Origin of the sequence: Heliomicrobium modesticaldum Ice1, from assembly GCF_000019165.1 — a bacterium.
Classification (GTDB): Bacteria; Bacillota; Desulfitobacteriia; order Heliobacteriales; family Heliobacteriaceae; genus Heliomicrobium; species Heliomicrobium modesticaldum.
In genome coordinates this window covers 413,569-428,505 of sequence record NC_010337.2, presented here as the reverse complement: position 1 = coordinate 428,505, position 14,937 = coordinate 413,569, and the positions used below count along the sequence as shown (strand labels likewise).

The 14,937-nt window shown below is 58.0% G+C and carries 11 protein-coding genes; 7 read left to right on the top strand and 4 right to left on the bottom strand.

Annotated features, from left to right (window positions below):
- Positions 1-561, top strand: coding sequence for a 2-oxoacid:acceptor oxidoreductase family protein (locus HM1_RS01940; RefSeq protein WP_012281573.1), 561 nt, complete (start codon positions 1-3; stop codon positions 559-561).
- 130 nt (positions 562-691) lie between these two features.
- On the opposite strand, the gene HM1_RS01935 is transcribed toward HM1_RS01940, so the two are convergent.
- Complete coding sequence (locus tag HM1_RS01935; protein WP_012281572.1) at positions 692-2,062, bottom strand: MFS transporter; 1,371 nt, start codon at positions 2,060-2,062, stop codon at positions 692-694.
- A gap of 243 nt (positions 2,063-2,305) precedes the next feature.
- Between HM1_RS01935 and HM1_RS01930 the strand changes: the two genes are divergently transcribed.
- The 4 genes from HM1_RS01930 to HM1_RS01915 are packed head-to-tail and all read left to right on the top strand — an operon-like array spanning position 2,306 to position 7,750.
- Positions 2,306-2,860 (top strand): LutC/YkgG family protein, encoded by a 555-nt coding sequence (locus HM1_RS01930; RefSeq protein WP_012281571.1) that lies wholly within the window; start codon positions 2,306-2,308, stop codon positions 2,858-2,860.
- A gap of 5 nt (positions 2,861-2,865) precedes the next feature.
- The gene (ldhH, locus tag HM1_RS01925) at positions 2,866-5,028 is read left to right on the top strand and encodes an L-lactate dehydrogenase (quinone) large subunit LdhH (RefSeq protein WP_012281570.1); all 2,163 of its coding nucleotides are present in this window, start codon (positions 2,866-2,868) and stop codon (positions 5,026-5,028) included.
- Between the two features lie 20 nt (positions 5,029-5,048).
- Positions 5,049-6,437: an FAD-binding oxidoreductase gene (locus tag HM1_RS01920; protein WP_012281569.1), complete on the top strand. Its 1,389-nt coding sequence runs from the start codon at positions 5,049-5,051 to the stop codon at positions 6,435-6,437.
- 2 nt (positions 6,438-6,439) lie between these two features.
- Positions 6,440-7,750, top strand: coding sequence for a (Fe-S)-binding protein (locus tag HM1_RS01915; protein ID WP_012281568.1), 1,311 nt, complete (start codon positions 6,440-6,442; stop codon positions 7,748-7,750).
- Between the two features lie 225 nt (positions 7,751-7,975).
- Here HM1_RS01915 and HM1_RS14325 read toward each other — a convergent pair whose 3' ends face one another.
- From HM1_RS14325 to HM1_RS01900, 3 genes are all read right to left on the bottom strand, one after another.
- Complete coding sequence (locus tag HM1_RS14325; RefSeq protein ID WP_012281566.1) at positions 7,976-8,554, bottom strand: TlpA family protein disulfide reductase; 579 nt, start codon at positions 8,552-8,554, stop codon at positions 7,976-7,978.
- 206 nt (positions 8,555-8,760) lie between these two features.
- Positions 8,761-10,533 (bottom strand): L-lactate permease, encoded by a 1,773-nt coding sequence (locus HM1_RS01905; RefSeq protein WP_012281565.1) that lies wholly within the window; start codon positions 10,531-10,533, stop codon positions 8,761-8,763.
- A gap of 419 nt (positions 10,534-10,952) precedes the next feature.
- Positions 10,953-11,843, bottom strand: a complete 891-nt coding sequence (locus tag HM1_RS01900; RefSeq protein ID WP_012281564.1) for an NAD(P)/FAD-dependent oxidoreductase — start codon at positions 11,841-11,843, stop codon at positions 10,953-10,955.
- A gap of 690 nt (positions 11,844-12,533) precedes the next feature.
- Between HM1_RS01900 and HM1_RS01895 the strand changes: the two genes are divergently transcribed.
- A complete protein-coding gene (locus HM1_RS01895) occupies positions 12,534-13,163 on the top strand; it encodes a succinate dehydrogenase/fumarate reductase transmembrane subunit (RefSeq protein ID WP_012281562.1) in 630 nt (209 codons plus the stop codon).
- Between the two features lie 22 nt (positions 13,164-13,185).
- A complete protein-coding gene (gene sdhA / locus HM1_RS01890; RefSeq protein WP_012281561.1) occupies positions 13,186-14,937 on the top strand; it encodes a succinate dehydrogenase flavoprotein subunit in 1,752 nt (583 codons plus the stop codon).

Sequence of the window (14,937 nt, the reverse complement as noted above, 5' to 3'; positions counted from 1 at the left end):
ATGGAACATCGTCTGATCTTCGCCGGTTTCGGCGGCCAGGGTGTCATGCTGATGGGCCAACTGGTGGCCTACGCCGGGATGCTCGAAGGAAAACACGTGGCCTGGATCCCCTCTTACGGTCCCGAGATGCGCGGCGGTACGGCTAACTGCGCCGTCACCGTTTCCGAACGGCCTGTTGCCTCGCCCATCGTCTACGAACCAACCGGCGCCATCGTCCTCAACCAGCCTTCGCTGGAAAAATTCGGCCCTCTGCTGGTTCCGGGCGGCTTATTGCTGATCAATTCGTCTTTGATCGGCCGGTCCAGCCCCCGCACCGATATCGCCCAACTGTGTCTGGCCGCCAATGACCTGGCTAACCAGTTGGGCAACCTGAAGGTGGCCAACATGTTTCTCCTGGGAGCGCTCCTCAGGCTGACAAATGTGGTCGACAAGGAATCGATCATGGCAGCCCTGCAAAAAATCCTGCCGCCTCGCCGACACAACCTGCTGCCCGTCAACAGGGCGGCGCTGGAGACAGGGATGGAGCAGGCGGCGTCGTCGGTTCGGCCCAGCCGAGTGTAGCGCCGTCGAATCATCATCAGAGAAAAAACCGGGAAGAGTCTCCCGGTTTTTCTATTGAAGGGTTTTTTGTCAGCCCCGTGGAGGGTCTTTTGCCAACCTCGAGAAGGGTCCTTTGCCAGCCCCGGTGGCTTCATTCCTTTCCCTCCTCAGGTGGGTAGGCGGGTGTAGGTGCCCTCTCGCCTAAGGCGCCCTGAACAGTTCGCTTTGCCCCCGCCAGACCAACCTTGCCGACGGCGTCAAGCGTCCCCGCTCCCCTGCTCTCCCGTGGCTCTGGCAGCCGATAGGCCAGCAGCAGCGCCGCCGCCTCAATCGCTGCTACGACCCAGAAGATCCACTGCATCGGCACGAGGCGGAGGAAGGCGCCGGCGGTGATGGGGAGGAGGGCGACAGGGGCGGAGAAGAGGTTAGAGAGGCTCACATAGACAGGGCGTTTTTCCGCTGGCGTTATTTCCATCAGGTAGTTGACAAAGCCCAGCCACCCGCCGAAACAGGCGCCGAGGAACATGAAGCCGAGGCCTGTGCCAGCGAAGGCGGCCATGCCTGCCAATTGTTGAGAAAAGACGATGAACAGGGGAACGGCGATATTGATCGCCGTTACGGACATGATCGTCCGGCGGTTGCCGACGCGATCGCTCAGGTAGCCCAATAACAGTCCGCCGCTCACTTGGCCGAGCACCTGAAGCGACAATAAGAAGCCCGGCGCCCATGGGGGCAGTACGCCTGCTTGCTGAATGAAGAGAATATAAAAGGGAAAGCCCAGCACGTTAAAACTGGTCAGCACCTGGACGAGCAACATCCGCGAGAAGCGACGGTCCTCAGTCAGGTACTGAGGGATCCGGCGGAGCACATGGGCGACCGATAACTGGCGCGCCTCCTCTTTTGTTTTCGGCGGATCGACGGCCAGGCGGATCATGATTGTCGATAGGAACATGCAAGCAGCGCCGATGGCGATCAGGAGAGCAAAGTTATCGGGGAAGGTCAGGCGGGGCGATGCAAAGACGCGCTGCACGACAAGGGTGCCTGCCAGGGCGCCTAGGCCGCCGAGGGCCTGCATCGTTCCGAAGAGCTTCCCTCGGTGGGAATCGTCGATGGTCCGGCCGAAGACATCCATCCAGGGCACTTGGGCGATGCCCTCGCCGAAGGCGAACAGGGTGTAGGCGCTCAAGAACAGCAAGGCCACAAGTGCCGGCGGCGCGTCGAACCAGACCGCCAGTGCCGGCAGAAACAGCGGCAGGCGCGTCGTCAGGTGCAGGCGGAAGATGAAGCGGTTCAGACGGGTGGCGCCGGTCACCCAGCCGGCCATCAAAATCTGCGGCAGAAAAAAACCGACTGTGCGCACGGTCGAAGCCAAACCCACCAGGACCGGCGACTGGGTGAGCTGGTTGAGGAAGAGGGGCACGACGATGGTGCCGTCGATAAAGGCGAGCGCCGTGAAGTAAAGGGCGCCGTTGGCTGTCATAAAATAAAAGTTTCGCTTGTCCACCGGATCGCGCCATTGCACTCAGTCACCGCCTCCTGCTTTTCAACGGTCGCCTCGCTTTTTTCCCCTACAGGAGTGGAAAAATGGCAGCGACATTTTATGATTCCCGAAAGGCAGAAGGAGGATTCCGGGAGCAAACGTCGAATAAGTTTTCAGATTGGTGGTCAGACCATCTGAACATCTGTTTGTGCTTTTTTTAACATGGCAATCATCCCAGCTCGGTCTGACCGCCAATCGATATGAATAGAAGGAGTTGGAAGAAACGTGTCCTCGGAAAAACTTTTTTCCGTTTTTAAGGAAAAGGCGGGGGTCATGTCCGCTCAGGTTCATCGGGTGGGCACATGGGCTCAAGCCGGCGACCTGATCGCCGAACAGGTCAAGGCGCTGAAGGCGCAACGGGTTCACCTCTTTCCCACGCCTCAACTGGAGAAGACCAACTGCCGGGCCGCGCTGGCCAAGACCGGGGTCACTATTTCCGAAAAACTCGATCGCCATGAACTCGACATTGCCGATGTGGGCATTACCTTTGTTCCCTATGCGGTTGCAGAGACAGGATCAATCTTTCATCCCGAAACAGATCCCTTGGGCCGCGCTGTGACCATGCTGCCGCCGACTCATATCGCTGTCGTCCCGTTTAATAAGATTCTCCCGACCGTCGCCGAGGCGCTGGAAACGGTCGTCAAAGACTTCGGCGCCGTTCCCGGCTACATGTCCTTCATCTCCGGCCCGAGCCGGACGGCCGATATCGAGCGGGTGCTCACCATCGGCGTCCATGGACCCAGCAAACTGATCGTGATTGTCGTCGACGAAGGGGTGTAAAAGGAATGTCCAACGAGCAGCACAACGAGGACTTCAAAGCGTCGATTCAAAAGGCCCTGAACGACCAGGTCATGCGAGGCGCTCTCAGCCGCTTCGCCGACGCCTACCCGACAGCCCGCAAAAACGCCTACCAGGGCGTGGACATCGAAGCGTTGCGCAACGAGATCGCCTGCGCCAAGGCGAAGAACGGCGAAAACCTGGACCAACTGATCAAGCTCTTCACCGAGAACGCCACCAAGCGGGGCGCCAAGGTCTACTTCGCCAAAACGGCCGAAGACGCCAACCGCTATATCGCCAACTTGGCCATTGAGAAAAAAGTCAAAAAGATTGTCAAATCCAAGTCCATGGCTTCCGAAGAGATCCATCTGAACGACCACCTGAAAAAAGCCGGCCTGATCGTCAACGAGACCGACCTGGGTGAATGGATCATCCAGCTGGCCGGCCAGAAGCCGAGCCACATGGTCATGCCTGCCATCCATCTCTCCAAAGAGCAGGTGGCCGGTTACTTCAGCAAGGAATTGAAATCGGACATCCCCCCCGATATCCCGCTCATGGTGCAAAAGGCCCGCGCAGAGCTGCGGACCAAGTTCATCGAAGCTGACATGGGCATCTCGGGCGCCAACTTCGCCGTCGCCGAGACGGGCACCATCGCCACCGTCACTAACGAGGGCAACGCCCGCTTGACAACCACCCTGCCTCGCGTCCACGTCGCCCTCGTCGGCATCGAAAAGGTGATCAAGGACTTCAAGGAAGCGGCCAACATCATCAAGGCCCTGCCGAAGAGCGCCACCGGTCAGCTGATCACCAGCTATGTCACCATGGTCACCGGCGTCACCCCCACCGAGGTAGACGGCCAGGTTCAAGACAAGGAGCTGCACATCGTCCTCATGGACAACGGCCGCAGCGACATGCTGAAGGATCCCAAGTTCAAACAGGCCTGGCAGTGCATCCGCTGCGCCTCCTGCCTGAACGTCTGCCCGGCTTACCAGATGGTCGGCGGCCACGTCTACGGCCATATCTACGCCGGCGGCATCGGCGCCATCTTGACCTTCTTCTTCAACGATCCCACTGACGCCGAAAAGCCGCAAAACCTCTGTCTCGGCTGCGGCCGTTGCACCGAGGTCTGCCCCGGCAAGATTCCCATTCCCGATCTGATTCTGGAGATGCGCCGTCGTATGGCCGAGAAAAAAGGCATCGGCCTGATCCCCAAGGCCATCTTTAACGTCGTCGCTAACCGGAAGCTGATGCACAGCTTGCTCCGCGTCGCCTCTGTCGGTCAGTTGCCCCTGACCGGCGGCAAGCCCTTCATCCGCCACCTGCCCTTTTTCTTCTCCGAATTGACGAAGGAGCGAAGCCTGCCGGCTGTGGCGCCGAAGCCCTTTCGCGACATCGCCAAGGAGCGGGAGAAGAAGAACAGGGGCAAGAAAAAACGGGTCAACTTCTACGCCGGCTGCCTCATCGACTTCTGCTACCCCCACATCGGCACGGCTGTCTACGACGTGCTCGAACAGGCCGGCTGCGAAGTCTACTTCCCCTGGGAACAGGCTTGCTGCGGCGCCCCGGCCAAGTATATGGGCGACAGGGACTCCCAGATCCGCCTGGCCAAGCAGAACGTCGCCGCCATGGAAGAGGGCAACCCTGACTATATCGTCTCCGCCTGCCCGACCTGCACCGTCGCCCTACTGGAAGATGTCGTCGAGGTCCTCAAAGACGATCCCGCTTGGCATGACCGTGCCAAGAAGGTGGCCGCTAAGGTTCGCGACTTCTCCGCCCTTGCTGAGGAACTGGGTGTCAAAGCCCCCGGCAAGAAGAAGAGCCTCAAAGGCAAATTCACCTACCATGATTCCTGCCATTATCGCCGCCACCTGCACCTGTCCGACGTTCCCCGCAAGCTGCTCACCGAAGTAGCCGGCATGGAGCTTGTCGAGATGAAAGATTCCGATCAGTGCTGCGGCATGGCTGGTTCTTACTTGGTCAAGTTCCCCGAAATCTCCGCCCCGATCCTGCAGAAGAAGCTCGACAACATCGCCGCCACCGGAAGCGAGCTTGTCTGTGTGGACTGCCCCGGCTGCGTGATGCAGATCTCCGGTGGTTTAGATAAACGCCGCAGTTCCGTGAAGATCCGACATACCGCCGAGGTTCTGGCGGAAGCACTGCGCAAAGGGTAAAGAAAGAGGAGGATTCATTTATGTCTGTACAACAAGCCATCCGGGAAGTGGAAGCGCTGCTCGGCAAAGAGCGCCTTTTGACCGCCGTGGAAGATCTGGCCTGCTACTCCTTTGACGGCACGGCGGACGCGCCGTCCAAACGTCCCGACGCTGTCATCATGCCTGAAACCACCGAAGAGGTGCAGGCGATCATGCGCATCGCCAGCAAGTACAAGATCCCTGTCTACCCCCGCGGTGCCGGCACCAACCTCTCCGGCGGCACCATCCCCATCAAGGGCGGCCTCGTCGTGACCTTTCAAAGGATGAACAAGATCCTGGAGATCGACGCCGAAAACCTGACCGCCACCGTCCAGCCGGGCGTGATCATCGCCTCGCTGAACGCGGCTGTCGCCCCCTACGGCCTGATCTACCCGCCTGATCCGGGAACCGTCTCCACGGCCACGATGGCCGGTTCCACGGCGGAATGCTCCGGCGGCCTGCGCGGCCTGAAGTACGGCGTCACCAAGCACTACATCATGGGCTTGGAAGTCGTCCTGGCTAACGGCGAGAAGTTCCGCGCCGGCGGCAAGACCGTCAAAAACGTGACTGCCTATGATCTCGTGAAGCTTTTCACCGGATCGGAAGGCACCCTGGGCATCATCACTGAACTGATCGTCAAGCTGATCCCGGCGCCGGAAACGAAAAAATCCATGCTGGCTATCTTCAGCGACCTCGATGACGCCGGCAAGACCATCGCCGGCATCATCGCCGCCAAAGTCATCCCGGCCACCCTGGAGATCATGGACAAGACCACCATCGAGACGGTGGAAGCCTTCGCCAAAGCGGGCCTGCCCACCGACGCCGAAGCCGTTCTGCTCATCGAAGTCGACGGCATCGCCGAGGTCGTAGAAAAAGAAGCGCAAGCCGTCGTCGAGGTCTGCAAGCGCTTCAACGGCAAGGTCCAGGTGGCCCGCGACGATGCTGAACGGGAAAAGCTCTGGGCTGCCCGCCGCGCCGCTCTGCCTGCCCTGGCCCGCAAATCGCCCACGACCGTTTTGGAAGACGCCACCGTGCCCCGTTCCCGCATCCCTGAAATGTTGCGGGCCATCCGCGCTATCGCCAAGAAATATGACCTGCTCATCGGCACCTTCGGTCACGCCGGCGACGGCAACCTGCACCCGACCATCCTCTGCGACGAGCGCAATGCCGAGCAGATGAAGCGGGTCCACAAGGCCGTCGACGAGATCTTCCGCGTCGCCGTCGACATGGGCGGCACCCTCTCCGGCGAGCACGGCATCGGCATGGCCAAGATGAAGTACCTCGAATGGGAACTGGGCGCCACCGGTGTGGACGTGCTGCGCCGCATCAAAGAAGCTCTTGACCCCGACTATCTGCTGAACCCCGGAAAAATGGTTGCGGGGAGGTCTTAATCATGGCCGATCTGCAAACCCTGCAAAAAGCGCAGGAACTGATCAACCAGTGCATGAAGTGCGGCAACTGTCAGGCTGTTTGCCCGCTCTATGCCGAAACGATGCATGAAGGCGCCGTCGCCCGCGGCAAGATCAGGCTGGCCGTCGACGTGCTGGAAGGCAAACTGCAGCCCAGCCACGCCGTATTGGACAAGTTTGCTCTCTGCCTGACCTGCAAAGCCTGTGAAGCCAACTGCCCCTGCGGCGTCCACTGTGTCGACATCATCCTGGCCGCCCGTGCCCAACTGGCCGAGAAGGTCGGCCTGCCCTTGATCAAGCAGTCCATCTTCCGCGGCCTCAAGCTGCGGCGCCTCTTCAATTTCGGTCTGAAGCTGGGCGCCAACTTCCAGGGCGTGGCTCTGAAGAAGCGCGGAGAAGGCCTCAAAGGACGGACCCTGCGCCTGCCTGTCATGGGCATGGACATGCGCCGCGTCATCCCTGATCTGGCGACGACCCATTCCCGGGACATGTATGACGAGTTCAACCCGGCCCACAGCGGCAAAGGGAAGGTGCGCGCCGCCTTCTTCACCGGCTGTGTCAACAACCTGATCTACAACGACACCTGCAAGGCCATCGTGGAGGTCCTCCGCGCCAACGACGTGGACGTGATCATCCCGAAAGCCCAGCACTGCTGCGGCGCTCCTGTCTTCATCAACGGCGACCGCAACATCGGCCGCGACATGGCCCGCCACAACCTGGACGTCTTCACCGCTGCCGATGAGAAGTACAGCTTCGATTATATCTTCACCGCCTGCGGCACCTGTGTCTGCTCCTTCGCCGAACACTACCCGCATCTGCTCCAGGATGAACCGAAGTACAAGGCCATGGCGGAAAAACTGGCGAAAAAGACGATCGATGTGAATCCGCTGGTGATCAAGATGGGCGGCCTGCAGAAGCCCCTCGGCAGGGTGGACCATGTGGTCACCTACCACGACTCGTGCCACCTGGCTCGGAGCATGAAGGTCACCGCCGAGCCGCGGGAGATCATCAAGGCCATCCCCGGCATCCGTTTCGTCGAAATGAAAGACGCGGCCCGCTGCTGTGGCGGCGCCGGTTCCTTCAGTCTGACCCACTACGACCTGTCCAAGCAGATCACCGCCAAGAAGGCGGAGAACATCCGCAGCACCGGCGCTACGCTGGCCACCACCGGTTGCCCCGGCTGCCGGATGACCATTGAAGACGGATTGGCCCAATCCAACGTCAAGATCGACACGGTCCACCCTGTGGCGCTGCTCTATGCGTCCTACAAGAACAGCGGCGTCATCAAGGGGTAGAGGCGGGTGTCGCCACGTATTCCTTTGCCCAGCCCTGCAAGAACGGGAGAAGCCTTTCGCTTGATTTGACTGTCATAAAATAAAAAGCGAGTGTCATGAGAAAAAGAGGTTTATCCCGGTTTTCGGGGTAAACCTCTTTTTTCGGCGCGCCGCTCGGCCCTGTCAAAACAGCCTCCTGATGGGACTTTGTGCGAGGCCCTGCCGGTGGGCCTATAAACATCGCACCTATTCCAGCAGCGGCTCCACCCGTTTGATAAAATCGTTCTTGCTCCGGGCCGCGCCGATGAGCACATCGGCTATATTTCCGTTCTTATCGATAAAGAAAGTGGCCGGGATCGGTTGGATCCGATACGCCTCGGCGGCTGAGTTGTTCGGGTCGTTGTCGAGGAGGATGGGGAATTTGATATCCAGTTTTTGAACCAGATTCCGGACATCCTTTTCCTTATCGTTGAAGGTGAGGTTGACGCCCAACACGACCACTTTGCCCTCATATTCTTTCGCGAATTCGTTCAGGTCAGGCATCTCGTTGCGGCAGGGCGCGCACCAGGAGGCCCAGAAGTTCACCACCACCGGCTTGCCTTGATAGGCCGAGAGGGACTCCTCCTTGCCGTAGAGCGACATCAGCTTGAAGTCGGGCGCCTTGAGCCGTTCTTTTGCCGCCTCATTCGAGGTATTTGTTGATCTCGGAGGCTGCTCCAAAGCACCGGCGCCGGTGTTTGAAGAGACACAACCGGCGGTTGTGAGCGAAAGGGCCAACAAAGGGACAAAGCACCACCGCGACCACTTTGTCATCGTTTTTGTCATCGGCAATGATCCTTTCTATGTTTTTTGTGGGTCTTTCGAGCATACCCCGTGGGGTATCTGTTTTCCTTTATATACTACCTTGTATTCTCCAGGGCGGCAAGGGGGGACATGGGTGGGGAAAAAAAGACCCCGCGCCGTCAAGCACGGGGTAGAGGATGCGTTTCAAGACTCGGTTTGGTTACTGACTGATGGTTCCGTTCGGTCGCTTACCGCTTCGAATAAGCGCCTTTGCTTTCGGTTTGACCCATGACGGAGAAGCCGAGGATGGCGACGATGACGGCGGTGATGCCGAGCAGCATATAGCCTTCAGAATGCAGCTGGGCCAAGTTGGCGGCAGCAGCGGCAGCGGCGGCGCCCTTCTGGTAGACAGGGATCATCCACTTCAGGACGGTCGCTTGGGCGTAGGTGATGACCATGACGATCGCAAGGAAGAACAGGGAGTGCTTGACAGTGAAGCGGAACAGATCCGATTCCTTGCCGACCAGGCCGGTGGCGGCGGTGGCGACGGCGATGGATTGGGGCGAGATCATCTTGCCGGTGACGCCGCCGGAGGAGTTGGCGGCGACGGTCAGGACGGGATCGACACCGATCGTGTCCGCCGTGATGCCTTGCAGTTTGCCGAAGACGGCGTTGGCCGAGGTGTCAGAACCGGTGATGAAGACGCCGAGCCAGCCGAGGACGGGCGAGAAGAGGGGGAAGAGGGCGCCCGTGGTGGCCAGGGCCATGCCCATGGTATAGGTCATGCCGGAGGAGTTGCCGATATAGGCGTAACCGAGAACGGAGGCGATGGTAATCATGGGGAACTTGAGCGACTTCAGGGTATCCCAGAAGATGCCCATGGCCTGACCGAAGGGCATCCGGACGATCAGCATGGTGATGAAGGCGGAGATCAGGATGGCTGTACCAGCAGCAGAGAGCCAGTTGAAGGAGTACATGGCGGCGATGGGCTTGCTGGTGACCGGGTTGATGACGGCGTTGTGAATGACAGGGAAGGCAAACTTGATGGTCACCGTGTCGAGCACCGCTTTAACCGACTTCATGCCCCAGTCGCCGACCATGATGGTCAGGATGATGAAGGGGCTCCAGGCTTTCAGGACCTTTTTGAAGGTCAGGTTGGCCGTAGAAGCGTTGTAGGTGGCGGCAGGTTCGTTTTCAAAGCGCCAGATGTTCTTGGGCTTCCAGACTTTGAGGAAGACGACCAGGGCGATGATGGAGCAGAGGGAGGAGATGATGTCGGGGAGCATGGCGCCCAGGTAGTTGGCGGACCACCACTGACCAATGGCGAAAGCCAGGCCGGAGACGAGGGCAGCAGGCCAAACTTCTTTAACACCTTTCCAGCCGGACATGATCATGACCAGCCAGAAGGGAACGAAGACGGACAGCAGGGGGAGCTGGCGGCCGACCATCTGGGAGATGGCGAAATCGTCGATGCCGGAAACCTGGCCGGCGACGATGATGGGAATCCCGATGCCGCCGAAGGCGACAGGCGCCGTGTTGGCGATCAGGCAGAGGCCGGCGGCGTAGAGGGGGTTGAAGCCGAGACCGACGAGCATGCCGGCCGAGATGGCGACGGGAGTGCCGAAGCCGGCAGCGCCTTCGAGGAAGGCGCCGAAGGAGAAGGCGATCAGCAGCGCCTGGAGGCGGCGGTCGTCGGTGATGGAAGCGATGGAATCTTTGATGATCTCAAACTGGCCGCTTTTCACAGTGAGGTTGTAAAGGAAAACGGCCGTGATAACGATCCAGCAGATGGGGAAGAGACCGTAGAGGGCGCCTTGCAGGGTCGAGGCGATGGCCATTTGGGCCGGCATGCCGTAGACGAAGATAGCGATGAGGACGGCGATGGCTGTCGTGGTCGTGCCGGCGATGAAACCTTTCATCTTCTGAATGGCCAACGCCCAGAACAGGTAGATGATGGGAATGACGGCAATGGCGGCCGACAGGAAGATATTCCCCATGGGATCGTATACTTGAGTCCACATCGTAGGGGGCCTCCTTTCAAATTGAGAAAGTGCATGTGACATCTAGCACATAAATGAGTGCGAACGGAACAGAGACAGCGTGATCAGGTTCTTTCGATCAATCAACAGCGGTTGGCGGTAAATCCCCCCCCTACGTGCCTGCAGGTTAGCTCAGCATCGTTGTCTACCATTGTATCTTACGACAAGATGAACTAACCAACAAGAGTTATGATGGTCTGACCGGCACTTCTGTAGTTATTCTCTGAATATCTGAAAACTCCTTCTTGTTTGTAAAAACTTTTTTGACTTCCCGAAAAAATAAAAAAGACACTGGCAACAGGGAAGCGACGCACAAGACAATATTATAATAGGAAGTGATTAAGAATAGATTCACAAATATTCAGACTTAACCCTTTTATTTGACTTGAAAGATAATACAGTCAATTCCGGGGATTGTCCAGATAGCCGACGGCGCTAAGGGCGGCCACAGCGCCTTGGCCTACGGCCCGGGCCAGTTGATAGGGCTTTCCTGTGCAGTCGCCTGCCGCAAAGACACCGGGGATATTGGTCGCCATCTGCCCATCGACAGTGACTGCTTTGTCATCAGTAGCCAGACCGGGAACGAGGATCTCCGCCTTCTGCGTTTCTCGAAGAATGAAGACGCCGTCAAGGGCAAATTCCTGCTCATCGGCGACCAGGGAGGTGACGGTGTCAGCCCCTTTTATCGAAAGAGACGAACGGCGCAGTTGCGTCACATTTGCAGGTAGGGGTAGTTTGACTGCAGCGGTTGCTGAGGCGGTTTTGCCTTCCGGCAAAAGATAATACAGTGTATCGGCCACACTGGCCAGGAACAACACCTCATCATAGGCGGCGCCGCCGGTGTAATCGATCAAGGCCACCCTTTTTCCTCGAAAGAGAGGGCCGTCGCAGGTGGCGCAGTAGGAGACACCCCTGCCCAGGAACTCGTTTTCCCCAGGCAACACCTTTTCGATATGGACGCCGGTGGCCACGATCAGCGATCGGGCCGTATACTGGCCCTTCCCGGTGACTACAGCGAAGGCGCCATCTCCCGGATAGACCGCTGTCACTCGTTCTTCCCGCAGCTCGATGCCGCGGCTGGACACATGATGAAGATAGCGATCCATAAGTTCCTTGCCGGAGATCTCCGGCAAGCCCAGGTAGTTGTCGATCCGTTCGGCTTTTGCCAGACGATGACTGCACTGCTTCGTTCCCAGAAGGATGAATGCCTTGTTCCGGATGTGCAGGTTCAAGGCTGCCGACAGACCGGCAGGCCCGCAACCGATGACGACAGAGTCGTAACGGTCAGACATGGCGAATCCCCCTTTCGTTGGCGATACCCCTAGTCTATCCCAATCACATTGTTTCATTTGAGAAAAAGAGATGATGCACGCAAATAAAAATATTCTTGAAATTATTCCGATGAATGTGTTACATTCATCTCCAGACAGGTCTCGACAAGCAAGCGTCTACCGGGATGACAACATCGCAGATTCGCCGTTGACAATGGCAGAAACAGCAATAGGGACAAGCAAGGATGACTGTCATCGGATCTGGATATTCCTTGTCTTGATTTCCACGATTGTCTATGAAATGAAGATGGTATGTGTAGCTTGTTACGCAAATATACAAGTATGAAAAAGAATGCAACAAAGACGTAAGGGAAGGAATCGAGACCTAATCAGCTTTTTTGCGCTTGTACACATGGTTGACTCCCCTTGTCTACGATGCTAAACTACGCGTTGAGAACAGGGTTCGCCTTATTCACAAAAGAACAGGGGTTGGAAGGAGGATGATTGAGAAAAAAAGTGCAAGTTACAGAAGCGAGGACCTGCTCGTCGGCGGGCCTTTTGCCTGTTAACGGGCTTGGGCGGCGATTTGAGCAGAATAAAAGGGCTTCAGCGGGTTTTTTTTTGGGCTAAAGTGTGAATTTTGTGAATTGGGCGAAAAGAAAGAGAGATTAGGTTCTTCAAATACCCTCGGGGGCGGAAAGGAGCAGCGGAATGTCGGACAATAATCATTTTCTGATCCGTAAAGTTCACTCCTTGCTCGGCATCATTCCTATCGGCCTGTTTTTTGCTGAGCATACGTTGATGAACTCCATGGCTATCGTCAGTCAGGACATCTGGCTGGCTTGGACGAGTTTCCTTCATCACCTGCCGTTCAAGATCTTCCTTGAGATGGCAATGATTTTCCTTCCCATCGCTTTTCACGCCATTTACGGCCTCTATATCGTCTATGTGGCCAAGAACAACGTGCTTCAGTACAACTACTTCCGGAACTGGATGTTCTACCTGCAGCGCATCACAGCCATCATCACCGTTCTTTTTGTGGTCTGGCACGTCTGGTCTCTGAAGATGATGAACTTCTGGAGCGTGACCAGCGGCACCTACTTCACCAACTTCGGCCAATACCTGGCTTCTAGCCCCATCGCGTTGGCCGCTTACGTCATCGGTTTCTTGGCTGCCGCTTTCCACTTCGCCAACGGCATCTGGAGCTTCTGTGTCGCCTGGGGCATCACGATCGGTCCGAAAGCGCAAAATGTGACCTTTCTGTTGTGCATGGGCATCATGGGCGTCCTTTCTGTCGGCGGCCTGGGAGCGCTCTACTTCCTGATGAATGCGGCTCACTAACGATATATAGAGGTGGGATGAAATGGAAACGCGTATTATCGTCGTTGGTGGCGGTCTTGCCGGTCTGATGGCCGCTATCAAAATTTGCGAAGCCGGCGGTAAAGTCGACCTCTTTTCCTTGGTCTCTGTGAAACGCTCCCACTCGGTCTGCGCCCAGGGCGGGATCAATGGGGCTGTTAACACCAAGGGGGAAGGCGACTCCCCTTACGAACATTTCGACGACACTGTTTACGGCGGCGACTTCCTGGCGAACCAGCCTCCCGTCAAGGCCATGTGCGATGCGGCCCCCGGGATCATCTACATGATGGACCGCATGGGCGTCATGTTCAACCGGACACCGGAAGGCCTCTTGGACTTCCGCCGTTTCGGTGGCACGAAGCACCACCGCACCGCTTTTGCCGGCGCGACGACGGGTCAGCAGCTCCTCTACGCGCTGGATGAGCAGGTCCGCAAATGGGAAGCAGCCGGTCGTGTTACCAAATATGAGAACTGGGACTACCTCTCCGCTGTCATCGACGGCGAAGGCATCTGCCGTGGCATCGTCGCCCAGGATATGGCCTCTATGGAGATCCGCGCTTTCCGCGGTGACGCAGTCATCTTGGCCACCGGCGGTATCGGCATGATCTTCGGCCGTTCCACCAACTCGACCATCAACACCGGTTCGCCCCAATCCTCGGCTTACCAGCAGGGCGTCTACTACGCCAACGGCGAGATGATTCAGGTGCATCCCACCGCCATCCCCGGCGAAGACAAGCTGCGCCTGATGTCCGAATCGGCCCGCGGCGAAGGCGGCCGGGTGTGGACTTATAAAGACGGCAAGCCCTGGTACTTCCTCGAAGAATGGTATCCGGCCTACGGCAACCTGGTTCCCCGGGACGTGGCCACCCGCGCCATTCATAAGGTCTGCTATGAACTGGGCCTCGGCATCGACGGCAAGCCCCAGGTCTACCTGGATCTGTCTCACATCGATGCTAAGACCCTGGACCGCAAGCTCGGCGGCATCCTCGAGATTTACGAGAAGTTCGTCGGCGACGACCCGCGCAAAGTGCCTATGAAGATCTTCCCCGGTATGCACTACACCATGGGCGGCCTCTGGACTGACTACAACGGCATGACCAACATCCCCGGTCTCTTCGCCTCCGGTGAAGCCGAGTACCAATACCATGGCGCGAACCGTCTCGGCGCCAACTCGCTCCTCTCGGCCATCTTCGGCGGCATGGTCTCCGGCCCGGCGACCATGAAGTATGTCAAGGGCTTGAAAAAGTCGGCTGCCGATGTTCCCCAGTCTGTCTTTGACCAGGAACTGAAACGCCAGCAGGCCAAGATGGAAGAGATCTACCGCATGAGCGGCACGGAAAACCCCTACAAGATCCACGAAGAGCTCGGCAACATGATGCTGCAGCACGTCACCATCGTCCGGATCAACAAAGACCTGAAGGCGACGGACAACAAGCTGCAAGAGCTCATGGCCCGCTGGAAGAAGATCGGCCTGCCGGACAGCAGCCGCCATGCCAACCAGTCGGCCATCTTCACCCGCCATCTCTGGAACATGCTTGAACTGGCCCGCGTGATCACCATCGGCGCCCTCAACCGGAATGAAAGCCGTGGCGCCCACTACAAGCCCGAATTCCCGAATCGTGATGACGAGAACTTCCTGAAGACGACGAAGGCGAAGTGGACGGCTCAAGGCCCGGTGCTCGAATATGAAGACGTCGATGTCTCTCTCATCAAGCCGCGGCCCCGCCGTTATGACGTGGACAAGGGGGCGAACTAA